At 74.0% G+C, this 21,892-nt stretch carries 21 protein-coding genes; 11 read left to right on the forward strand and 10 right to left on the reverse strand.

Annotation, left to right across the window (positions count from 1 at the left end; genetic code table 11):
- Nucleotides 1-30: 30 nt before the first annotated feature.
- Nucleotides 31-1,557: a hypothetical protein gene (locus tag H0H10_RS09860; protein WP_188180486.1), complete on the reverse strand. Its 1,527-nt coding sequence runs from the start codon at nt 1,555-1,557 to the stop codon at nt 31-33.
- 181 nt (nt 1,558-1,738) lie between these two features.
- Entirely contained in the window at nt 1,739-2,434 is a 696-nt protein-coding gene (locus H0H10_RS09865; RefSeq protein WP_188180487.1) for a GntR family transcriptional regulator, read from the reverse strand.
- A gap of 138 nt (nt 2,435-2,572) precedes the next feature.
- Between H0H10_RS09865 and H0H10_RS09870 the strand changes: the two genes are divergently transcribed.
- Genes H0H10_RS09870 through H0H10_RS09890 form a run of 5 tightly spaced genes read left to right on the forward strand, consistent with a single transcriptional unit; the run spans nt 2,573 to nt 7,044 of the window.
- Nucleotides 2,573-3,892 (forward strand): MFS transporter, encoded by a 1,320-nt coding sequence (locus H0H10_RS09870; protein WP_188180488.1) that lies wholly within the window; start codon nt 2,573-2,575, stop codon nt 3,890-3,892.
- A complete protein-coding gene (locus H0H10_RS09875) occupies nt 3,889-4,737 on the forward strand; it encodes a putative hydro-lyase (RefSeq protein WP_188180489.1) in 849 nt (282 codons plus the stop codon). The genes H0H10_RS09870 and H0H10_RS09875 overlap by 4 nt, the downstream gene beginning before the upstream one ends.
- A 50-nt stretch (nt 4,738-4,787) precedes the next feature.
- Nucleotides 4,788-5,546: a LamB/YcsF family protein gene (locus tag H0H10_RS09880; RefSeq protein ID WP_188180490.1), complete on the forward strand. Its 759-nt coding sequence runs from the start codon at nt 4,788-4,790 to the stop codon at nt 5,544-5,546.
- Complete coding sequence (gene pxpB / locus H0H10_RS09885; RefSeq protein ID WP_188180491.1) at nt 5,543-6,175, forward strand: 5-oxoprolinase subunit PxpB; 633 nt, start codon at nt 5,543-5,545, stop codon at nt 6,173-6,175. The genes H0H10_RS09880 and pxpB overlap by 4 nt, the downstream gene beginning before the upstream one ends.
- Nucleotides 6,175-7,044 carry a 5-oxoprolinase subunit C family protein gene (locus H0H10_RS09890; RefSeq protein ID WP_188180492.1) on the forward strand — a complete coding sequence of 290 codons (870 nt, stop codon included), beginning with the start codon at nt 6,175-6,177 and terminating at the stop codon, nt 7,042-7,044. Before pxpB ends, H0H10_RS09890 begins: the two co-directional genes overlap by 1 nt.
- Before the next feature lie 148 nt (nt 7,045-7,192).
- Here the strand turns inward: H0H10_RS09890 and H0H10_RS09895 are convergent, their stop codons facing one another.
- The 5 genes from H0H10_RS09895 to H0H10_RS09915 all read right to left on the reverse strand — a co-directional run bounded on the left by H0H10_RS09895 (nt 7,193) and on the right by H0H10_RS09915 (nt 12,737).
- Nucleotides 7,193-8,041, reverse strand: a complete 849-nt coding sequence (locus H0H10_RS09895; protein WP_188180493.1) for an SGNH/GDSL hydrolase family protein — start codon at nt 8,039-8,041, stop codon at nt 7,193-7,195.
- Entirely contained in the window at nt 8,038-9,195 is a 1,158-nt protein-coding gene (locus H0H10_RS09900; protein WP_188180494.1) for a glycosyltransferase, read from the reverse strand. Before H0H10_RS09900 ends, H0H10_RS09895 begins: the two co-directional genes overlap by 4 nt.
- The gene (locus H0H10_RS09905) at nt 9,192-10,319 is read right to left on the reverse strand and encodes a glycosyltransferase family 4 protein (protein WP_188180495.1); all 1,128 of its coding nucleotides are present in this window, start codon (nt 10,317-10,319) and stop codon (nt 9,192-9,194) included. Before H0H10_RS09905 ends, H0H10_RS09900 begins: the two co-directional genes overlap by 4 nt.
- Nucleotides 10,320-10,612: 293 nt before the next feature.
- The gene (locus H0H10_RS09910) at nt 10,613-12,031 is read right to left on the reverse strand and encodes a HEAT repeat domain-containing protein (protein ID WP_188180496.1); all 1,419 of its coding nucleotides are present in this window, start codon (nt 12,029-12,031) and stop codon (nt 10,613-10,615) included.
- Nucleotides 12,032-12,344: 313 nt separating this feature from the next.
- Nucleotides 12,345-12,737 carry an ankyrin repeat domain-containing protein gene (locus H0H10_RS09915; protein ID WP_188180497.1) on the reverse strand — a complete coding sequence of 131 codons (393 nt, stop codon included), beginning with the start codon at nt 12,735-12,737 and terminating at the stop codon, nt 12,345-12,347.
- Nucleotides 12,738-13,049: 312 nt separating this feature from the next.
- Between H0H10_RS09915 and H0H10_RS09920 the strand changes: the two genes are divergently transcribed.
- Both H0H10_RS09920 and H0H10_RS09925 read left to right on the forward strand, forming a co-directional pair.
- Nucleotides 13,050-13,244, forward strand: a complete 195-nt coding sequence (locus tag H0H10_RS09920) for a hypothetical protein (RefSeq protein ID WP_188180498.1) — start codon at nt 13,050-13,052, stop codon at nt 13,242-13,244.
- 48 nt (nt 13,245-13,292) lie between these two features.
- A complete protein-coding gene (locus H0H10_RS09925; protein WP_188180499.1) occupies nt 13,293-15,041 on the forward strand; it encodes a hypothetical protein in 1,749 nt (582 codons plus the stop codon).
- Between the two features lie 78 nt (nt 15,042-15,119).
- Here the strand turns inward: H0H10_RS09925 and H0H10_RS09930 are convergent, their stop codons facing one another.
- Nucleotides 15,120-16,619 carry an SCO1417 family PLP biosynthesis transcription factor gene (locus tag H0H10_RS09930; protein WP_188180500.1) on the reverse strand — a complete coding sequence of 500 codons (1,500 nt, stop codon included), beginning with the start codon at nt 16,617-16,619 and terminating at the stop codon, nt 15,120-15,122.
- A gap of 101 nt (nt 16,620-16,720) precedes the next feature.
- Here H0H10_RS09930 and yczE point away from each other — a divergent pair, with 101 nt between their 5' ends.
- The 4 genes from yczE (at nt 16,721) to H0H10_RS09950 (ending at nt 20,192) form a co-directional block, all read left to right on the forward strand.
- Nucleotides 16,721-17,374, forward strand: a complete 654-nt coding sequence (yczE, locus tag H0H10_RS09935) for a membrane protein YczE (protein ID WP_188180501.1) — start codon at nt 16,721-16,723, stop codon at nt 17,372-17,374.
- Nucleotides 17,371-18,138, forward strand: coding sequence for a glycerophosphodiester phosphodiesterase family protein (locus H0H10_RS09940; RefSeq protein ID WP_188180502.1), 768 nt, complete (start codon nt 17,371-17,373; stop codon nt 18,136-18,138). Before yczE ends, H0H10_RS09940 begins: the two co-directional genes overlap by 4 nt.
- A gap of 53 nt (nt 18,139-18,191) precedes the next feature.
- The gene (locus tag H0H10_RS09945; RefSeq protein ID WP_188180503.1) at nt 18,192-19,538 is read left to right on the forward strand and encodes an MFS transporter; all 1,347 of its coding nucleotides are present in this window, start codon (nt 18,192-18,194) and stop codon (nt 19,536-19,538) included.
- 279 nt (nt 19,539-19,817) lie between these two features.
- Complete coding sequence (locus tag H0H10_RS09950) at nt 19,818-20,192, forward strand: RNA polymerase-binding protein RbpA (protein ID WP_003977404.1); 375 nt, start codon at nt 19,818-19,820, stop codon at nt 20,190-20,192.
- 197 nt (nt 20,193-20,389) lie between these two features.
- Here H0H10_RS09950 and fxsA read toward each other — a convergent pair whose 3' ends face one another.
- Nucleotides 20,390-20,962, reverse strand: a complete 573-nt coding sequence (gene fxsA / locus H0H10_RS09955) for an FxsA family membrane protein (protein ID WP_188180504.1) — start codon at nt 20,960-20,962, stop codon at nt 20,390-20,392.
- Nucleotides 20,963-21,009: 47 nt separating this feature from the next.
- Nucleotides 21,010-21,876 carry a polyprenol monophosphomannose synthase gene (locus H0H10_RS09960; protein ID WP_188180505.1) on the reverse strand — a complete coding sequence of 289 codons (867 nt, stop codon included), beginning with the start codon at nt 21,874-21,876 and terminating at the stop codon, nt 21,010-21,012.
- Between the last annotated feature and the right edge of the window lie 16 nt (nt 21,877-21,892).

Raw genomic sequence — 21,892 nt, forward strand, 5'->3', positions numbered from 1 at the left:
GGTGCTCGTACGTACTGAGGGGGCGCAGGCTCACGCGGCCTCCGTCCGGTCGGCCGCCATGCCGGCCGCGTCCAGCAGGGCCGTGCCCACGATGAGGTCGGCGCCGCCGAATTCGGGGTCGTCCAGCTCGGTGCCGTCGTCCACGGCGAACAGCAGCTGCCGCTCGCCCTGCCGGTAGGCGGTGCCGACCGGCGGGCTGGCCGCGTGGACGGCGAGCAGGGCGACGAGGTAGGGCAGGTCGGCGTCCCGTGCGCGGGCGTCGGCCAGCAGTCCCGACAGGCGGCGTGGCGCGTCGTGCGGCAGGTCGAGCAGTTCCATGGCCGCCGCGAGCTGCTCCTCGCTGAAGCGGCTGTCGTCCGGCGTGGCGATCAGGTCGGGTTCAGGCATCTCGGCGCCCAGGTGTTCCCGCTCCACGGGCGGGGTCAGCAGGATGTCGACGAGGTCGCCGACCCGGACGGAGACCGGGGTGCGCAGCCCGGTGCCCTGGGCGAAGAAGGCGTCGGTGACGCGGGTCGCGTGCTCCAGGGGGAGCGGGAGGAGCGGGGCCAGGAGGTGGCCGTAGAGGTCGAGGCCCGAGGTCGCCAGGGGCGCGGCGAAGGCCTGCCGGTCCTGTTCGGCGCGGAAGAGCGGGCCGGCCTCCAGCAGGCGGGACTGGAGCTGGGTGTGCCGGCGGATGCAGTCCTTGACGATGTCGACGAGTTCGGCCGCGCGGCGTTTGTGCTCGGGCTCCTCGGACTCGTCGCGCGCCTTGCGGATGTTGGTGAGGATCGCGTTCTCGTGGCGGTACCGGTCGGCGACGTGCTCCAGGGCCTCGGCGATCATGTCGGGGACGGCGCGCAGCCAGTCCACCGCGCGGACGTTGCGCCGGGTGGCGTCGAGGGCCTTGCGCAGGGTCTCCGAGTACTGCACGGTCCGGTAGCGGGCCTGCTCGGCGGCGAGCTGGGCGTCGGCGAGCCGGCCGCGGCTGATCAGCACCTCCAGCTTGACCTCTGCGGCGATCTGGGCGCTGGTGACGTCCGTGTCGAGGGCGCCGACGAGGACGTTGACCGCCTCGTCCGTCGTACGGAGGTAGACGGTGCCGCCGGGGCCGGGGACCTCCTCGATCAGCTTGAAGTCGTAGTCGCGGCGCACGTACGTGCCGTCCGGTCCGAAGGTGCCGTACACCGCGCGGAAGCCGCGGTCGACGCTGCCGACGTTGATCAGGTTCTCCAGGACCCAGCGGGCCACCCGCTCGTGCTCGGCGGCGGGGCGCTGCGGGGCCTGGGCGGCGACGCGCGGGATGAGCCGGGCGACGATCTGGTCGTGGTCGGCGCCCGTGTCGAAGTCCATGTTGAGCGTGACGAGGTCGATGGCGGCGAGGGCGACCTCCGCCATGCCGTAGACCGAGTACTCGCCCGCGAGGTTGGCCTTGCGCGCGTCGAGGTCGTGCAGCGGCGCGGTGCAGGCGAGCGCGCGCAGCCGCCGCGCCAGTCCCTCGTCGGCGGCCGGGCCCGGTGCGGGGCGCGGCCCCGCGCTGAGCTGGGGCGGAACGCTGTCCGTCGATGCAGGCGAAGTCACGGTGCACAGACTAGGTCCTCGGTCTGACAACAACCCAAACGGCGCAGGACGGACCACGGAGCACCGGCCGCGCGAAGACCCCGGGCACGACCCGCCGGAGCCCGTCGCCGCCCCCGCCGGCGGCGAGTACGGGCGCCGGGCGCGCCCACGGGCGGACGGCGGGAGTGCGGCCGGACAGGCCCTAGCCCTCGTCCCCGACCCTTCGCCGGTAGACCTCCACGACCCGCTCCAGCGAGTCGGCGAGGTACACCGCGAGCAGCCGCTCGGCCGCCTCCCGGTCCCCGGCCCGGAGCGCCTGGAGGATCTCGCGGTTGCGGGCGATGTACGGCTCGTGCAGGCTCCGCGGATCGTCCACGACGTGGAAGGCCAGGCGCAGTTCGGCGAAGACGCTGCGCATCAGCTCGTCGGTGCGTTCGCTGCCGGCGAGGGCCACCAGCTCCCGGTGGAAGTGGATGTTGGCGGTACCCACGCCTTTCCAGTCACCTTCGCCGGCCGCCCGCCGCCCGTCCTCCACGGCCTCGGCGAGTGCCCCGATGCGGTAGGGCGGCTCGCCGAGACCCCGCACGACGGCGCACTCGACGAGGGAGCGGGTGCGGTAGATGTCCTCGACGTCCTCGACGGTCAGGACGCGGACGAACACGCCCCGGTTCAGTTCGTGGACGAGCAGGCGTTCGTGGGTGAGCAGCCGGAACGACTCGCGCAGCGTGTTGCGGGAGACGCCGAGCGCGCCGCCGATGCTGTCCTCCGACAGCCGGGTGCCGGGCGGGAAGTACCCCTCGGCGATCCGGCTTCTGAGGATGTCCGAGACCCGCTCGGCCGTACTGGTCCGCCCGAGGAGGGCGCGGTCGTCGGCCAGTCCCGTCAGCTGCTCTGCCATGCCCGGAATTCAACCGCAGACACAAGGACGAAACAACATGAGTATTGAGGGATCGTTGAACGATCCTCTACGGTGCTCGCAACGTGCTGGATCCGGCTCACCCACAAGCACCCTCCGTCCTCCCACTGCGAGGTGCCCATGAGCACGACCCCTCCACCGCGGTCCCTGACCGGAGACGAACGCACGGTCACGGACGGACGCCCCGCCGACGACGGCGCGTTCGGCTGGCTGCGCGCCCTGGGGCCGCGCGGCCGCCGCGCCTTCGCGGGCGCCTTCGGCGGCTACGGCCTCGATTCCTACGACTACTTCACGCTCCCGCTGAGCATGGTCGCGCTGGCCGCCTACTTCGGCCTGGACAGCGGCCAGACCGGCCTGTTCACCACCGTCACCCTGGTCGTCTCGGCGGTCGGCGGCGCCCTCGCGGGCGTGCTGGCGGACCGGGTCGGCCGGGTCAGGGCCCTGCTGGTCACGGTGATCACGTACGCGGTGTTCACGGTGGCGTGCGGATTCGCGCCGAACTACGAGACGCTGCTGGTCTTCCGGGCGCTGCAGGGCCTCGGCTTCGGCGGCGAATGGGCGGTCGGCGCGATCCTGGTCGCCGAGTACGCGAGCGCCAGGCACCGGGGCCGCACCCTCGGTGCCGTCCAGAGTTCGTGGGCCGTGGGCTGGGCGCTGGCCGCGATCGTGTACACCGTGGTGTTCTCGCTGGTCGACGATGACCTGGCATGGCGCATCATGTTCTGGACCGGCGCGCTGCCCGCGCTGCTCGTGGTCTGGGTGCGGCGCCGTGTGCACGACGCCCCCGAGGCGGCCGCGGCCCGCGAGAAGAGCGCCGTGAAGGGCTCCTTCGCGGCGATCTTCAGGCCCGGCACGGCAGGCGCACCGGGGCTGCTGCGCGTCACGCTCTTCGCCGGTCTGCTCTCCACGGGCGTGCAGGGCGGCTATTACACCCTGGCCACCTGGGTGCCGACCTATCTCAAGACCGAACGGGACCTGTCGGTCGTCGGCACCGGCGGATACCTGACGTTCCTGATCTCCGGCGCCTTCATCGGCTACCTCACCGGCGGCTGGCTCACCGACCTGCTCGGACGCAAGCGCAACATCCGGCTCTTCGCCCTGCTGTCGGCGGTCTGCATCGTGGCGTACGCGAACATCCCCAGCGGCGCCGACACCCTGCTCCTGGTGCTCGGTTTCCCGCTCGGCTTCTGCATGTCGGCGATCTTCAGCGGATTCGGTTCCTACCTGGCCGAGCTGTACCCGACGGCGGTGCGCGGCACCGGTCAGGGCTTCACGTACAACACCGGACGTGCCATGGGCGCCGTCTTCCCCACCACGGTCGGCTTCCTGGCCGATAGCTGGGGCGTGGGCGGCGCGCTGGTCTTCGGCGCGATCGGCTACGGCATCGCGGCGCTGGCACTGCTGGGGCTGCCGGAGACACGCGGAAGGGAACTGGCGTGAAGTCCACACACGACGCGGCCGAGCACCGCACGGCCGGGGACAGGCCGATCGCCCTCCTCGACGAGCACGCGCACGCGTGGAGCGCGGAAACGGCCCGTGCCCGCTTCCGGGACGGTCTGTCGGGTCCCACGGCCGGGGTCGCGGCCGGCCGCACCCAGGCCAACCTGATCTCGGTGCCCGCCGACTGGGCCTACGACATGCTGCTGTTCTGCACCCGCAACCCCAAGCCCTGCCCGGTCCTCGACGTCACCGACGCCGGCTCCTGGTCGACGGCGCTCGCCGACGGCGCGGACCTGCGCACCGATCTGCCGCGCTACCGGGTGTGGCAGGACGGCGACCTGGTGGACGAACCGACGGACGTCCGGGCGCACTGGCGGGACGACCTGGTGTCGTTCCTCATCGGCTGCAGCTTCACCTTCGAGTGGGCGCTGGCCGGTGCGGGCGTCCCGCTCCGCCACGTCGAACAGGGCCGCAACGTACCGATGTACGTCACCACGCGGCAGTGCCGTCCGGCGGGCCGGCTGCACGGCCCCGTGGTGGTGTCGATGCGCCCGGTGCCGCCCCGCCACCTGACGTCGGCGATCCGGGAGACCAGTCTGCTGCCCGCGGTGCACGGCGGTCCCGTGCACTGCGGCGACCCCTCGGCACTCGGCATCGAGGACCTGGGGCGGCCCGACTTCGGCGATCCGGTGGACGCCGAGGCGGACGACATCCCGGTGTTCTGGGCGTGCGGGGTCACCCCGCAGGCGGCCGTCATGGCCTCGCGCCCGCCCTTCGCCATCACCCACGCGCCGGGGCAGATGTTCCTCACCGACGCCCGCGACGAGCAGTACCGCGTGGTGTGACGGGGCGCGGGGAGACCCTGGGGGAGCCGGAAACCGGAGACACTGGAGACATGACCTCGATCGACCTCAACGCCGACCTCGGCGAGGGCTTCGGCCGCTGGCGCCTCACCGACGACGAGGGCCTGCTCTCGGTCGTCACCAGCGCCAACGTGGCCTGCGGCTTCCACGCCGGGGACCCGGCCACCATGCGGCGGGTGTGCGAGCTGGCGGCCGGGCGGGGCGTCACGATCGGCGCCCAGGTCTCCTACCGGGACCTGGCCGGTTTCGGGCGGCGCGCGATGGACGTGCCGCCCGACGAGCTGGCGGCCGAGGTGGCCTACCAGATCGGCGCCCTGGAGGTCTTCGCGCGCGCGGCGGGCGCCCGCGTGGCGTACGTCAAGCCGCACGGTGCCCTCTACAACCGCGTCGTGCACGACGCGGAGCAGGCCGCCGCAGTCGTCGAGGGCGTGCTCCTGGCGGGCGATGCGCTGCCCGTGCTCGGCCTGCCCGGCTCGCGTCTGCTGGAGCTGGCCGGCAAGGCCGGTCTGCCGGCCGTCCGGGAGGCGTTCGCGGACCGCGCGTACACCGACGAGGGCACGCTGGTGCCGCGCGGCCGGGAGGGCGCCGTGGTCGCCGATCCGGAGGCCGTCGTGGAGCGCTCGGTGGGCCTGGCCCTGTCGGGCACGGTCACCGCCCGCTCCGGGGCACGCGTCGAGGTACGCGCACGGTCCCTGTGCGTGCACGGCGACACGCCCGGCGCGGTGGACCTGGCCCGCCGGGTCCGGCAGCGGCTGGAGGCGTCGGGCGTCCGGGTGGAGGCCTTCGCGTGAACGTCCTGCCGGTCGGCGACGACGCCCTGCTGGTCGAGGTCTCCTCGGGCGACGAGGCCGAGGCGCTGCACGCGGAGCTGCTGCGGCGCCGCGCGGAGGGCTCGCTGACGGTCCGGGAGATCGTCCCGGCCGCCCGCACGGTCCTCCTCGACGGCCTCGCCGACCCGGACCGGCTGGCGTCCGAACTGACCGCCGCCGAGGTGCCGCCCGCTCCCCCGCGCGCGGGCGACGTCGTGGAGATCCCGGTGCGCTACGACGGCCCCGACCTGGCCGACGTCGCCGCGCACTGGGGAGTGGCGCAGGAGGAGGTGGCCCGTATCCACGCGGGCACCGAGTACCACGTCGCCTTCTGCGGCTTCGCGCCCGGATTCGGCTACCTGACCGGACTGCCCGCGCGGTACGACGTCCCGCGCCGGGCCACGCCGCGCACGGCCGTCCCCGCCGGTTCGGTGGCGCTGGCGGGTCCGTACACGGGCGTCTACCCGCGCTCCTCCCCGGGCGGCTGGCAGCTGATCGGCACCACGGACGCCGTGCTGTGGGACCACACGCGCGTGCCCGCGGCCCTGCTGTCGCCGGGCACGCGCGTGCGGTTCGTTCCCGTGGGGCCGGCGAGAGCGGTGGAGGCGTGATGACGGACCGTGCGCTCGCCGTCGTCCGGGCCGGGGCCCTGACCACGGTCCAGGACCGGGGCCGCCCCGGGCACGCCCACCTCGGCGTGCCGCGCTCCGGCGCGCTCGACGCCCCGGCGGCGGCCCTGGTCAACCGGCTCGTCGGCAATCGGCCCGAGGCCGCCGTGCTGGAGACCACCCTCGACGGCTGTGCCCTGCGCCCGCGCTCCGCGGTCACCGTGGCGGTCGGCGGGGCCCCCTGCCGGGTGACGGTGGACGGACGTCCGGTGCCCTGGGCGGCGCCGGTCGACGTCCCGGCCGGTGCGGTGCTGGACGTCGGAGCGGCCGACTCCGGCGTACGCAGCTATGTGGCCGTCTCCGGCGGCATCGTCGTCGAGCCGGTGCTCGGCAGCCGTTCCACCGACCTGCTGTCGGGGCTCGGACCGCCACCCCTCACCGACGGCGCGGTACTGCCCCTGGGGCGTCCACGCGCGCCGCACGCGCGCGTGGACGTCGCTCCGCAGCCGGCACCACCGGCCGAGCTGGTACTGCGGGTGACGCCGGGGCCCCGCGACGACTGGTTCACGCCCGAGGCGGTACGGACGTTCACCTCGCGCCCGTACCGGGTGTCGCCCGCGAGCAACCGCATCGGGCTGCGCATGGACGGCCCCGTCCTGCAACGGGTCCGCCCGGGCGAACTGCCCAGTGAGGGCATGGTGCTGGGGGCGGTCCAGGTACCCCCCGACGGCAGGCCGGTGGTGTTCCTGGCCGACCATCCGACGACCGGCGGCTACCCGGTGATCGCCGTCGTCCGCGCCGCCTGCCTCGCGGCGGCGGCCCAGGCGGTACCGGGCACACCGGTGCGGTTCCTGGCCGTACGCCGACGCTGAAGCCGCCGCCGACGGACGCACCGCCCACGCCCCCTGACACCGCACCAGGCTGCCCATGCCCCCTGACACCGCACCAGGGAAGCAACGAAGCGTGCCGACACCGCCTCGTCCCAGGCGTCACCGGGTGCCGTGCCGGTCCTGCCGATGCTCAGGCCGCGTCCGCCCGCTGCGGCGTCGGCAGTGCGGCGAGGGCCGCCGACACCGCCGCGGACGTCCGCAGGTCCAGCCGGGCGGTCGTCCCGCGCGCACGGTGCCGCAGTTCGCCGGCGGCCAGTGTCAGCAGCTGGGGCAGCAGGTCGGTGCAGCGCCGGGCCACCCAGCCGGTGCCCGCGGTGGCCAGCCACCACAGGCGCGCCGACCGGGTCGGGGCCGGGAACCCGGCCTCCGGCGAGGGCGCGGGCCCGGTGGCGACGCCCCGCTCGGCGAGCAGGGCGTGGAAGCGCAGCGCCAGTTGCCGGTGTCCCCGCTCGCCGGGGTGCAGCCGATCGGCGCTCCACATCGCCCGGTCCGTGATCCAGTCCCCCTCGCACGCGTGCAGGTGGACGGCCCCGTACCGCTCGGACAGCGCGTGCACCACGGCGTTGACCGCGCGCTGCCGCCGGGCCAGCGGACGGGCCAGGGCGCCCGGGAGGCCCAGCATCGTGCCCGGGTCGGGCAGGCACGCGGTGAGCAGCAGCGCGCCGCGCTCGGTGAAGGCGGCGTACACGGTGTCGAGGCGGCCGGCGACGGCCCGGAGGTCGAAGGTGCGGCGCAGCGTGTCGTTGACGCCGACGACGACGGACGCGACGTCGGGCCGCTCGGCCAGTCCCGCGGGCAACTGCCGCTCCAGGACGTCCCGGGTCTGCGCCCCGCTCACGGCGAGGTTGGTGAACTCCACGGGCTCCTCGGCGAGTCCGGCGGCGAGCAGCGCGGCCCAGCCCCGCCACCCGTCCCCGGCGGGGTCGCCCACGCCCTCGGTCAGCGAGTCGCCGAGGGCCACGAACCGGACGCGTCTCATGACACTCCCTCGGGCACCGCGGGCAGCGCCGTGACGGGCGCGTCGTGCGCGGCGAGGAACGCGGCGACCGCCGTGTCCCAGCCGAAGCACTCAGCACGCGCGCGTGCCGCCTCCCTCCGGTCCGCCTCCAGGCGTTCCAGGAGCAGGTCCACGGCGTCCGCGAAGGCCTCCCCGTGGTCGGCGGCGACGGCTCCGGCGGGGCCGATCACCTCGGGCAGCGCGGACGAGGCGCTGGCCACCACGGGCGTGCCGCACGCCATCGCCTCCAGTGCGGCGAGCCCGAACGTCTCGGCGGGCCCCGGCGCCAGGCACACGTCGGCGGACGCCTGGAGCGCCCCGAGCAGCCCGCGGTCGGCGACATGGCCGAGGAAGGTCACCGGCAGCCCGCGCTCCCGTGCCCGCCGTTCGAGCCGCGGGCGCAGCGGCCCGTCCCCGGCCACGACCAGTACCGTCCGGCCGCCGCGCCGCCGCAGCGCCTCCAGCGCGTCGAGTGCCGTGCCGGGCCGTTTCTCCACGGACAGCCGGGAGCACATCACCAGCAGCGTCTGGTCCCCGCGCGCGTACCGGTCCCGCAGCCGCGGATCGCGCAGCGCCGGGTGCCGCCCCGTCAGGTCGACGCCCAGCGGGGCCCGTACGACGTTGCGCGCCCCGATCCGCACGAACTCCCGTTCGGCGAACTCGGTGGTGCACACCACGCGCGCGTAGCTGTGCGCCGTACGGATGTTGAGGGCGTCGGCGGTGCGCCGGGCCGCCCGCTCGGGCAGGCCCCAGGTACGGAGCACACCGTCGGCGGTCTCGTGGGAGACCATCACGGCGGGGACCCTGGCCCGGCGGGCCCATCTGCCCGTCCAGCGCAGCGTGGTGCGGTCGGACACCTCCAGGCGGTCGGGCGCCAGCTCCTCCAGCAGCGCGGCCACCCGGCGCCTGTCGGCCAGGACGCGGTAGCCGCCGGTACCGGGCAGCCGCGGCCCCGGCAGGGTGATCACCCGGCCCTGCTCGGTCTCCCGGTCGCCGGCACGCTCACCGGGGACGACGAGGACGGGATCGTGGCCCGCCGCGGCGTAGCCCCTGCCCAGCTCACGGAGCGCGGTGCGCAGGCCGCCGGATGCGGGCGCGACGAAGTTGGCCAGCCGGACGATCCGCAGCGCGCTCATGCCGCCAGCACCGCCTTCCGCGCGGCGAGCACGTCCGCGTAGTGACCGATCAGCCGGTCGCCGACGGCCGCCCAGGTGCGCCCTTCGACGGCCGCCCGGCCGGCCGCGCCGTACGCGGCGCGCAGACCGGGATCGGCCGCCAGGGCCCCCACGGCGTCGCGTACGGCGGCGCTGTCGCGCGGCGGCACCAGCAGCCCGGTGCGGCCGTGCGCGACCAGGTCCAGCGGACCGCCGGCGGCGGGCGCGACCACGGGCACACCGCTCGCCATGGCCTCCTGCACGGTCTGGCAGAACGTCTCGAAGGGGCCGGTGTGCACGAAGACGTCCAGGGAGGCGAAGACCCGGGCGAGGTCGTCACCGGTGCGGCGGCCGAGGAAGACGGCCCCGGGCAGCGCCTGCTCCAGGCCGGGCCGGCTGGGCCCGTCGCCGACGACCACGACCCGTACGCCGTCCAGGCCGCAGGCCCCGGCCAGCAGCTCGACCTGCTTCTCGGGTGCGAGCCGCCCGACGTAGCCGACGATCCGCTCGCCGCCCGGCGCGAGTCGCCGGCGCAGCGCCTCGTCGCGGCGGCCGGGTCGGAAGCGGACGGTGTCCACCCCGCGCGGCCACAGCGCGGCCCGGGGCACACCGTGCGCCTCGAGGTCGTGCAGGGCGGCGCTGGACGGGGCGAGGGTGAGGTCGGCGGCGGCGTGCACGGAGCGGATGCGCCGCCAGGCGGCCGCCTCCCCCGCCCCCATGTACGTACGGGCGTATCCGGCGAGGTCGGTCTGGTAGACGGCGACGGCCGGGACGCCGAGCCGGGCGGCGGCCGCCATGCCGCGCACGCCGAGGACGAAGGGGCTGGCCAGGTGGACCAGGTCGGCGCGGTGCTCGGCGATCGCCGCGGCGACCCGCCGGCTCGGCAGGGCCACGCGGACCTGGGGGTAGCCGGGGAGCGGAAGGGAGGGGACGCGGACGACGGGGCACGGCGCGTGGGCGTCGCCCCCGCTGCCGGGAGCGGTGGCCGGGGCGACGACGACACAGGCGTGACCGCGGTCGACGAGGTGCCGGGCGGTCTGGAGCGCGCAGTGGGCCACGCCGTTCACATCGGGGGGAAAGGACTCGGTCACGATGACGACACGCATACCGGTGTTGTCGCCAAACTGGACGTGCCCGCGTCAACGTCGATCTTTCCGGACAGGGAACGTCCCATGAGCGTTGCGTCGCCCGCCCGAGCGGGCCGGCCCGCGGCCACACCCGGCTGACCCGCGCGCCATCCGCCGTTCACACGAGCCGCCGCCCGCTCGGCCGGCGGCACCCCGTCAGCTCACCGGTCGGGCACGGAAGAACCCCCGGTCCGCACCGGCGCCCACCGCCCGCACCGGCGCGCCGCCTGCCCGCACGGCGCGCGCCGCCTGCCCGCACCGGCGCCGCCCGCTCACACGGCGGGCGCGTCCGGACCGATCCTGCTCCGCACGGCGGTCTGTACCTCGGCCTCCTCCGCCGGGTCGGCGGCGAGCCGGCGCAGTCGCTCGACGACGCGGTTGTCGCCGGTCTCGGCGTACCGGGCGGCGACCTCGCGGGTGGTCTCCTCGCAGTCCCACAGGCACTCGACGGCGAAGCCGGCGGGGAAGGACGGGTCGGTGGCGGCCAGCGCGCGGGCGGCCCGGCCACGGAGGTGGGAGGAGGTGGTCTCGCGGTAGATGTGACGCAGTACGGGAGCGGCGCAGGCGATACCGAGCCGGCCGGTGCCGTCGACGAGGGTCCACAGGGTCGGCGCGTCGGGCCCTTCGCCGCGCACCGCCTCCCTCAGCGCGGCGAGGACGAGGTCGCGGTCCCGGGCCCCGCCCCGGCAGGCCAGCACCCGGCCGGCGGCGGCGCCCAGGGCGTCGGGCCGGTGCGCCCAGCCGCGCGCCCGCTCCACGGCGGCGACGCTGCGCATGCGCTCGAAGGCGTCGACGGCGGCCTCCACGACCGGTGTCGAGCCGGTGGCCACGGCGCCCTCGACGAGATCGAGGGCGTCGGGATCGTTGCTGTCGGCGAGGTACCGCAGGGCGGTGCAGCGGGCCCCCTCGTCACCGGACCTCGCGGCCTCGACGATCTCGGGCCGGTCCTCGGGGCCGGCGACGGCCGCGAGACATCGGGCCGCCGGGACGTGCAGCGCGGCACCGCGTTCGACGCCCTGCTGGGCCCACTCGAACACCGCCCGCACGCTCCACCCCGGACGCGGTCCGGTGGGGCGCATCTGCCGCTGCCAGCGGTCGAAACAGCCGGCCTCCTGGGCTGCACGCACGCGCGTGCCGATCGATTCACGGGGATCCTCGGCCCACAGCCGCCAGGGCCTGGGCTCGAAGGCGTCGCGCACGGCGACGGCAAGCTCGGCCTCGCCCTCGGGATCTCGGGGAAAGCGTGCGAGCACGGGCTCGGCGAGGGCGCGCAGACCGGCGTCGTCGTCGCGCAGTGCCAGCTCGTCCAGGGCCCAGGCCCAGTTCACGCCGTGGGCGGCGTACCGGCGCAGCAGGTCGAGGGCGTCCCGCCTGCCGTAGGAGGCGAGGTGGCCGAGGACCGCGAGGGCGAGCCCGGTGCGTGACTCGTCGGCGTCGAGGACGTCCTCGGGGTCGAAGAGGTGGGCCTCGATCGCGTCCAGGCCGCCGTTCAGGTCGAGGTAGAGGCGGGCGTAGTAGAGGGAGCGGTTCTCCACCTGCCAGTCGTGGCGCGGGTCGCGCAGCACGCAGTGGTTCAGGGCCGCGAGCGCCTCGGCGCGCGGGGCGGTGAGCGCGTGCAGCGTGCCGTCGCCGCGACCCCGCTGAAGCAGGCCGAGCAGCGTACCGCTGGGCGCTATGACCGGATCGAACATGGGAAACAGCCTCACATCAAGCGTCGACGCAACCGGTGAACACGCGTTACCTGGCCGCGCGACAACACGTCGGAGCGCCCGCCGTTTCTTGCTTGCTGTAGACCATCTTCCTCTGCCTCTCGTCGGTGGCCCATGCGGGCCGCATCACGGCCCGCGCGGTGCGGCAACACCTGCCCAGCCATCGCGTCCGTGAATCACGTCGTCATGATGACCCGGCGGTCACATCTGCCGCGACCGAAATTTCGGCGGCCTTGTACCGCCTCCCCCGTTTTCCGTGTTTTCCCTGGTGATCAGGGCGGTGATCAGTACCGGCTCACTGCTCGCCGAACAGTTCCAGCAGCTCCGTGCGGGCGAACATCCGGGCCGTGTCGACGGCGGACGGCGTGCCCGCGGACGGGTCCGCACCACCCTCCAGGAGGGCCTTGATGACCTCGGTCTCACCCTTGAAGACGGCTCCGGCGAGCGGGGTCTGGCCCCGGTCGTTGATCCGGTCGGCCTCGGCGCCGCGGGCCAGCAGCGCCCGCACCGCGTCGGCGTGGCCGTGGTAGGCGGCGAGCATGACGAGGGAGTCGCCGCGGTCGTTGGTGAGGTTGGCGGGGACGCCGGCGTCCACGTACGCCACCAGGGCCTCGGTCCGTCCCTGCCGGGCCAGATCGAAGATCTTGGTCGCCAGCTCCACGACCTCGGGGTCGGGGGCTTCACTCATCGGCCGGACCACCTCTCACATACGAACGTACGAACGTTGGGGACTGCGTGTGCGCAGGACTGCGAGCGGTGCAGCCGTGCGGGTGAATCGCCAGGGTACTGGCTCGCGCGGCACATGACCCGAGGCGCCGGAGGTAAAGATCACTACGGACCCGCCCGGACGCAACCGCCCTGCTCAGCCCGCACTCCGAACGCTACGCCGGACGGAGGAAATCGATCAAATTCCCCCCATTTGCACCTTTTATCGTATAGATACATCCTGTGTTCCTGGAAGTACTCATGGTGACTGTCCCCACGAACCAGGAGAACTCACATGATCCTCCCGATCTCAGGCGTCGTCCTGCTCGGCATCGTCTGCTTCATCTTCTGCCGCAAGGACGGCCTCAAGACCTCACACCTGCTGTGCGCGGTCCTGTTCGGCTTCTACCTGGCGAGCACGGCCGTCGCCCCGAGCATCAAGGCGGGAGGCGAGAGCCTGGCGAGCCTCCTCGGCGGGCTGAAGTTCTGACGGCCCTCTCCGTCCGCATCCGCCCGTACGCACTCCCAGGAGGCAGCAGTGGCCCGGCGGCCCCTCCCCCGCATTCTGAGCAACGGCGGCGCCCAGCTCGCCCGCAGCCGGGAGCTGGCCAGGACGGCGGCCGACAGCGCCACCGACGTCCTCCAGCCGCTGATCACCATCGCCCGCGGTCTGCGCCGGCTGGCCTCGGCCGCGGGGCGCAGGTGGGCAGAGACCCCCAAGGACCGGCGCGGTGCTCTGCTGTTCCTGGCGGCCTCGGTGGTCCTGGTCGTGGCACTGGCGCCGTACGGCCCGCTGCTCGCCGTCATCGCCCTGATGGCGGCGGCGGCCTGGCAGGGCAGGGACCGCACCCCGCCGGCCTCCGAGGGCCCCGACGTCTCCCAGGCGCAGCGCCTGAAGTCGCTCTACGAGGCGCTGGTCCCGTACTTCTCGGTCGCCGAGGACCCCGACCCCCTGTACACCCACGGCGGCGAGTGGGAGAAGGCGTTCCCCGCCTACGAGTTCGACGAGACCGGGCGCTTCGCTCACCTGGTGATCCGTTACCCGGCGTACTTCACCGACGGGGAGACCGAGTCCCGGGCCCGGATCGAGCACCTGCTCAGCGCCAAGGCGGGCAGGGGCCGGGAGTACCACTTCGCCTGGCACGAGGAGGCCAACCACCTCTCGCTCACCGCCCTCTCTCCCCTGCCCACCGACATCGCGGCACAGCGCTTCGTCACGGCACCCGGCGAGACGGTGCTCGGCTTCACCGACCCCACCCAGGTGCAGCGCACCCTGCCGCTCACCCACGGCCAGGAGGAGCGGGACGTGCCGCCGGTCGTCTGGCGCACGGGCGTACGTTCGACGGAGCCGCATCTGCTGGTCCTGGGGCAGCCGGGCAGCGGTACGTCCACCCTGCTGCGCTCCGTCGCCCTGCAGGCCCTCCTCCACGGCGACCTGCTGATCGTCGACGGGGGCGGCACCGGCGAGTACGCCTGCCTGACCGGCCGGGACGGGGTGCTGGCCGTCGAGTGCGGCCTGACCGGCGCGCTCACCAGCCTGGAGTGGGCCACCCACGAGACCGAACGCCGGCTGGTCGCGGTCAACCAGGCCCGGCAGGAGGGCCGCCCGCCGCCGGAGGACGCCAGGCGGCCGTTGTGGATCCTCGTGGACCGGCCGAGCGCGTTCGCGCACCTGGCCGCAGCGGACGGGCGGCGGGATCCGCAGTCCCTGCTCCAGGTCCCGCTGCGGCACGGCCGCGCGGCGAACGTGACGGTCGTCGTGGCCGACCATCTGGACGCTCTGGATCTCCTCGGCGACGGCGTACGGCAGCACACGCGCGCGCGTGTCGTCCTCGGCCCGGCCACGGCGGACCAGTTGGCGACCGTACTCGGTGCTCCCGCGCACACCACGCCCGTGGACCAGGTCCCGCCGGGCCGGGGCTACGCCCGTCTGGGCGCGGGACCGGTCCACCGCATCCAGGTCCCGGCCACGCCGGACCCGTACGACGACGCGACGAGCGACGCCCACCGGCAGGCGGTGCTCGACCTGCTGCCGCCGCGCACGCAACCGGCGGACGGGGAGCAGGCCCCGCCTCCCCCGGGAGAGGAGCCGGAGCCGCCACCGGCCGAGGAGAAGCCCGCCCCGGCCGGAAAGGAGACGGAGAAGGAGAAGGAGACTGTCCCGGCGGGGAAGCAGAAGGTCCCGGCGGAGGCGGCACCGGCGCCGATCACGGCGCAGGACACGTCACCCGCGACGGTCGGGGCGGAGACGGTGCCCGCCAAGGCGGTGGCGGCGGAATCCTCCTGAGGGAGCGGGACCGTCGTGAAGGAGCGGGATCCCTCCCGGGACGGGACCCCCGCCCCGGGACCGTGGCCGGCCACCCCGCTACGCCACGAACGTCCTCGGCGCCTCGCCCGCGCCCACCCCGCCGTTCTCCACCAGGCGGGCCGCCGCGGCCAGCCGTACCGCCGCCTCCTCCGCCACCGCCCCGCCGACGGTGAAGGGCAGCCGCACGTACCCCTCGAAGGCCCCGTCGACCCCGAAGCGCGGGCCGGACGGGACCCGCACCCCCACGCGCTCGCCCGCCTCGGCCAGCCGCGACCCCGACAGTCCCCCGGTGCGCACCCACAGGGTGAGCCCGCCCCGCGGCACCTCGAACTCCCAGTCCGGCAGCTCCCTGCGTACCGCCGCCACCAGCTCGTCCCGGTTCTCCCGGGCCTGCTCGCGCCGCACCTGCACCGCCTGCTCCCAGCCACCCGTGCTGAACAGCCAGTTCACGGCCAGCTGCTCCAGTACGGGCGTGCCCAGGTCGGCGTACGCGCGTGCGGCGACCAGGCTGCGGATGACATCGGGGGCGGCGCGCACCCAGCCGATGCGCATGCCCGCCCAGAACGCCTTGCTGGCGGAGCCGACGGTGACGACCGTGGACCCGGCCGGGTCGAAGGCGCACACCGGGCGCGGCATCTCGACGTCGTCGTCCAGCCACAGCTCGCTCATCGTCTCGTCGGCCACGAGGACGGTCCCCGCCGAGCGGGCCGCGTCCACCAGCCGCCGCCGCTGGTCGTCGTCGGCCAGCGCACCCGTGGGGTTGTGGAAGTCGGCGACGACGTAGGCGATGCGGGGCGCGGCCTCCCGCAGTACCTGCCGCCAGCGGTCGAGGTCCCACCCGGCGAGCCCCTCGGCCATCGCCACGGGAACCAGCCGCGCCCCCGCCTCCCGCATCAGCTGGAGGATGTTCGCGTACGACGGCGATTCCACGGCGATGCGCTCGCCCCGGCCGCCGAAGAGATGGCAGATCGCGTCGATGGCCCCCATCGCGCCCGTGGTCACCATGATCTGCTCGGGCATGGTCGGGATCCCGCGCGCGGTGTAGCGGTCGGCGATCATCGAGCGCAGCGCGGGCAGCCCGGCCGGATAGTCGCCGTGCGTGTGCGCGTACGGCGGCAGTTCCTCCAGGGCTCCCTGCACGGCCCGGGTGAGCCAGGGCTCGGGGGCGGGCAGCGCGGCGCAGCCGAGGTCGATCATCGAGCCCAGGGCCTCGGGCGGCAGGGGTTCGAGCCCGCGCGCGGGCAGCGGGTTCCCGGCCGGTACGGCGGTCCAGCTGCCGGCCCCGCGCCGGGACTCCAGGAAGCCCTCGGCGCGCAGGGCCTCGTAGGCGGCGGCGACGGTGGTGCGGCTGACGGACAGGGCGAGGGCCAGCTCGCGTTCGGCGGGCAGCCGGGCGGCGACCGGCACCCGTCCTTCGAGCACCAGCAGGCGGATGCCGTCGGCGAGCGCACGGTAGGCGGGCGGGCGGCGGGTGCCGGGACCGGCAGGGCGGTCCTGCTGGGAGCCGAGCAGCCGGGCGAGCTGGGCCGCCCCCACGGCCGAAGTCCACTGAGCCATGGAAATCAGTCCACCTTCCCCGGATTGGCCATGGATGGCCTTCCTTCTCAAGCCACAGGGTGTCATGAAACAGGCCACTACCACCACACAGGGGGGACGTCTTGTCCAGGCAAGGGCATCTCGCACGACGGCTGACTCAGCTCTACGGCGGTCTCGTGCTGTACGGCGCGAGTTCGGCGCTGCTGGTCAGGTCGGGACTCGGACTGGAGCCGTGGAACGTGCTGCACCAGGGCCTCGCCGAGCGCACCGGACTGTCGATGGGCGTGGTGCTGACCATCGTCGGCGCCGCGGTGCTGCTGCTGTGGATCCCGCTGCGGCAGCGGCCCGGCCTCGGCACGGTCTCCAACGTGCTGGTGATCGGCGCGGCGATGGACGCGACGCTCGCGGTGGTGCCCGACGTCCACGGCCCGACCGCGCGGATAGCGCTGATGGTGGCGGGGATCGTGCTCAACGGCGCGGCGACCGGCCTGTACATCGCGGCGCGCTTCGGTCCGGGCCCGCGCGACGGCCTGATGACGGGCCTGAACCGGCGCACGGGACTGTCGGTGCGCCTCGTGCGCACGGCCCTGGAGATCGCGGTCGTGGCGACCGGCTTCGCCCTCGGCGGCACGGTGGGCATCGGGACCCTGCTGTACGCGGTGTCGATCGGTCCGCTCGCCCAGGTCTTCCTGCGCGTGTTCGCCGTCCCCGCGGCACCGGGCGGCAGCACGGTCGTTGCCGCCGGGCAACCCCGACGCGCGATACTTCGTCCGTGAGCTCGCCGATACGCCACCCCTACCTCGACCATCCCGGCCCGATCGCCTTCGCCCACCGGGGCGGGGCCGCGGACGGTCTCGAGAACACCCTCCGGCAGTTCCGGCGCGCGGTCGAGACGGGCTACCGGTACATCGAAACCGACGTCCACGCCACGCGGGACGGCAGGCTCGTCGCCTTCCACGACGCGACCCTGGACCGGGTGACGGACGGCGCCGGCCGGATCGCCGACCTGAGGTGGGACGAGGTGCGCCACGCGCGCGTGGCGGGCCGGGAGCCGATCCCCCTCTTCGAGGAACTCCTGGAGACCCTCCCCGAGGTGCGGTGGAACGTCGACGTCAAGGCGGAGCCCGCGCTGCTGCCCTTCCTGGAACTGATCGGGCGCGCGAACGCCTGGGACCGCATCTGCCTCGGCTCGTTCTCCGAGGCCCGCGTCGTGCGCGCCCAGCGGCTGGCCGGCCCTCGCCTGGCCACCTCGTACGGCACCCGGGGCGTGCTCAACCTGCGGCTGCGCTCCTGGGGCGTCCCGGCGGCGCTGCGGCGCTCGGCGGTGGCCGCGCAGGTGCCCGAGGTCCAGTCGGGCATCCAGGTGGTCGACCACCGCTTCGTCCGCACCGCGCACGCGCGCGGGCTGCAGGTGCACGTGTGGACCGTGAACGACGCGGACCACATGCACCGGCTCCTCGACCTGGGGGTGGATGGCATCATGACCGATCACATCGACACACTGCGCAAGGTCATGGAGGACCGCGGCGTCTGGGTCTGAGACCTCGGCCGGACCCCGGGCCGCCGCGCGTTCACGGGGAAGCGAGGGCACGGGTGGGCACCGACACCGTGCGGACGGACGCGGCCGACGGGGCCGCCGAGCGGCGGCGCGAACAGCGCGGCTGGTACTTCTACGACTGGGCGTGCTCGGTCTACTCCACGAGCGTGCTCACGGTGTTCCTTGGGCCCTACCTGACCTCGGTCGCCGAGTCGGCGGCGGACGCGGACGGATACGTCCATCCCCTGGGGATCCCGGTGCGCGCCGGCTCCTTCTTCGCGTACTCGGTGTCCCTGTCGGTGATCGTGGCCGTCCTGCTGATGCCCCTGGTGGGTGCGGCGGCCGACCGCACGGGCCGCAAGAAGCCGCTCCTGGGCGCCGCCGCCTACACGGGCGCGGCGGCGACGGCCGGCATGTTCTTCCTCGACGGCGACCGCTATCTGCTCGGCGGCGTGCTCCTGGTCGTCGCGAACGCCGCGCAGTCCGTGGCGATGATGCTCTACAACTCCTACCTGCCGCAGATCGCCCCGCCGGAGGAGCGCGACGCGGTCTCCTCCCGCGGCTGGGCCTTCGGCTACGCGGCCGGGTCACTGGTGCTGGTCGTGAACCTGGTCCTCTACACCGCCCACGACTCCTTCGGCCTGACCGAGAGCGCGGCGGTCCGCATCTGCCTGGCGTCGGCCGGCCTGTGGTGGGGCGCCTTCGCCCTCATACCGCTGCGCCGGCTGCGCGACCGCCGGGTTCCGGCCCGCGAGGCCGCCCTCCCCGGGTTCCGGCAGCTCGCGGCGACCGTGCGCGACATGCGCCGGCGCCCGCTGACGCTGGCCTTCCTGCTGGCGTACCTGGTCTACAACGACGGCATCCAGACGGTGATCTCCCAGGCCTCCGTCTACGGCTCCGAGGAACTGGACCTCGGGCAGTCCACCCTCATCGTGGCCGTGCTGCTGGTCCAGGTGCTGGCGGTGGCGGGCGCCCTGGCGCTGGGCCGGCTGGCCCGGAGGTACGGGGCGAAGCGCACGATCCTCGGCTCGCTGGTCGCCTGGACGGTCACACTCGCCGCCGGGTACTTCCTGCCGGCGCGGGCGCCGGTGTGGTTCTTCGTCCTGGCCGCCGGGATCGGTCTCGTCCTGGGCGGAAGCCAGGCGCTGTCCCGCTCGCTGTTCTCGCACCTGGTGCCGCCCGGCAAGGAGGCCGAGTACTTCTCGGCGTACGAGCTGAGCGACCGCGGCATGAGCTGGCTCGGACCGCTGCTGTTCGGCCTCACCTACCAGCTGACCGGGAGCTACCGGGACGCGATCATCTCGCTGGTGGCCTTCTTCGTCCTCGGTTTCCTGCTCCTCGCCCGGGTCCCGGTGCGGCGGGCGATCACCGAGGCCGGCAACCCCGTACCCGAAAGGATTTAGCACTCGGCGCGAAAGGGCGGTAGTGTACGCGTTTGGCCTGCCAGGCGTACCGTTACTGCGCGTCAAAGGCGCCGAAGCGCTGGGTCACATCTGCTGCCAGAGGTGACAAACCGGACGCCGGTGGGTACTGCACTGGTTGACAAGGCTGCGGCTACGACGGCGACGCATGGCCCCGGAACGGGACTCGGGACGGGAATCTTTACCGCCGACCGGACGTTGACCGGATGACGACGACAGCGACACCTGTCCTGTGGGCGACAAGCCCGGGAGGCACGATTCATGAGTGAGCGAGCTCTTCGCGGCACGCGCCTCGTGGTGACCAGCTACGAGACGGACCGCGGCATCGACCTGGCCCCGCGCCAGGCCGTGGAGTACGCATGCGAGAAGGGGCACCGCTTCGAGATGCCCTTCTCGGTCGAGGCGGAGATCCCGCCGGAGTGGGAGTGCAAGGTCTGCGGGGCCCAGGCACTCCTGGTGGACGGCGACGGCCCGGAGGAGAAGAAGGCCAAGCCCGCGCGTACGCACTGGGACATGCTGATGGAGCGGCGCACCCGCGAGGAGCTCGAAGAGGTCCTCGAGGAGCGGCTGGCCGTTCTGCGCTCGGGCGCGATGAACATCGCGGTTCATCCCCGGGACAGCCGCAAGAGTGCGTAGTCCCAGCGGGGGCTGAGCGAGGTTTCAGCGCACGTTGACAACCGCGGGCGCCGTACGTGGCTTCACGTACGGCGCCCGCGGTTTGTCGTGCGTGCGGGCCGGGACGCCCCGTGGACACCGGGGTGTTCGCCGGGAGGTTCGTCACGGACTCAGATTTGATTTGTCATGCATGCGACCAGGACCGGGCGGGCCGGAGGTCAGCGCGTCAGCGGCGGGCGGGGCTCCTGCGGTGTGCCGTCCGCGTCGTCCCGTATGACCTCGCCCTGGACGACCTTGCCGTCCGGGCGGTACATCCGGGCCTGGCGGAAGGCGTCGCCGAGGGTGCCGGGCCCGGCCTCACGGAGCCTGCGCTCGAAGGTGCGCTCCGCGTAGCGGCTCACGGCCTTCTGGACCGGGGGCAGCAGCAGGAGCAGGCCCAGCGCGTCCGAGACGAGGCCGGGGATCATCAGGAGCAGGCCGCCCAGCATCATCAGGCCGTTGCCCTCGCTGTTCGGCCGTGCCGTGGGCATCGCGCCGGGCTGCTGCTGTTGCAGCGTCTCGGTGAGGTTGCGGAAGGCCCGGCGGCCGGCCCCCTTGATGACCACGGAGCCGAGGACCACGCCGGCGACCAGCAGCAGGAACACCACCAGGCCGCTCGACGCGCCCGCGACCAGGGTCAGCAGCCAGATCTCCAGCACGAGCCAGGCCGCGAGGCCCAGAGGCAGGAAGGTGCGCAGCCTGGAGCGCCGGGGCCGGGCGGGGGACCTGGGGGTCTGAGCGCCTGTCGTCATGTCTCCAGTGTGCCTGGGCCCGGCTCTGCGCGGGATAAGGGGCAGGATCAGGAGTCCTCGTGCGGCGCCCGGGCCGGCTGGTCGGACGCCCCGGCGTCCCCCCGCCCGGCGGTTTTCCCGTCGCCCGCCCGGTCGCGGCCCAGCACCTTGCCGACCCGCTCGCCCACGCCCCAGGTGGTGACTCGCCACAGGGCCTCCACCAGGATGTCCCGGCTCATCTTGGAGTCGCCCAGTTCCCGCTCGACGAACGTGATGGGGACCTCGACGACGTGATAGCCGGCCTTGATCGCGCGGCGGGCGAGGTCGACCTGGAAGCAGTAGCCCTGGGAGGCGACGTCGTCCAGGCCGAGCCCCTCCAGGGTCTCCCGGCGGAAGGCACGGTAGCCGCCCGTGATGTCGCGCAGTGGCAGGTCGAGCGCGAGGCGGGAGTACAGGCTGCCGCCGCGGGAGATGAACTCGCGGGACTTGGGCCAGTTCACCACCCGGCCGCCCGGCACCCACCGGGAGCCGAGCACGAGGTCGGCGCCCTTCAGGGCGGTCAGCAGGCGGGGCAGCTCCTCCGGCTGGTGGGAGCCGTCGGCGTCCATCTCGACCAGCACGCCGTAGCCGCGTTCCAGACCCCAGCGGAAGCCCGCGAGATAGGCCGCGCCCAGCCCCTCCTTGCCCTTGCGGTGCAGGACGTGGACGTGGTCGTCCTCGGCGGCGAGTTCGTCGGCGAGCTTGCCGGTGCCGTCGGGGCTGTTGTCGTCGGCCACCAGAACGTGCGCCTCGGGGACCGCCTCGCGCACGCGGCCGACGATCGCCTTGATGTTCTCCGCCTCGTTGTAGGTCGGGATGATCACCAGGGCCGTGCCCAGGGGGCCGAACCGCCTCCCCTGGCCCGCTGCCGCGGGAGTCCCCTCGCCGTCGTTCACTGCTGCCCCTTCATGT

The organism is Streptomyces griseicoloratus (assembly GCF_014534645.1).
Lineage (GTDB): Bacteria > Actinomycetota > Actinomycetes > Streptomycetales > Streptomycetaceae > Streptomyces > Streptomyces griseicoloratus.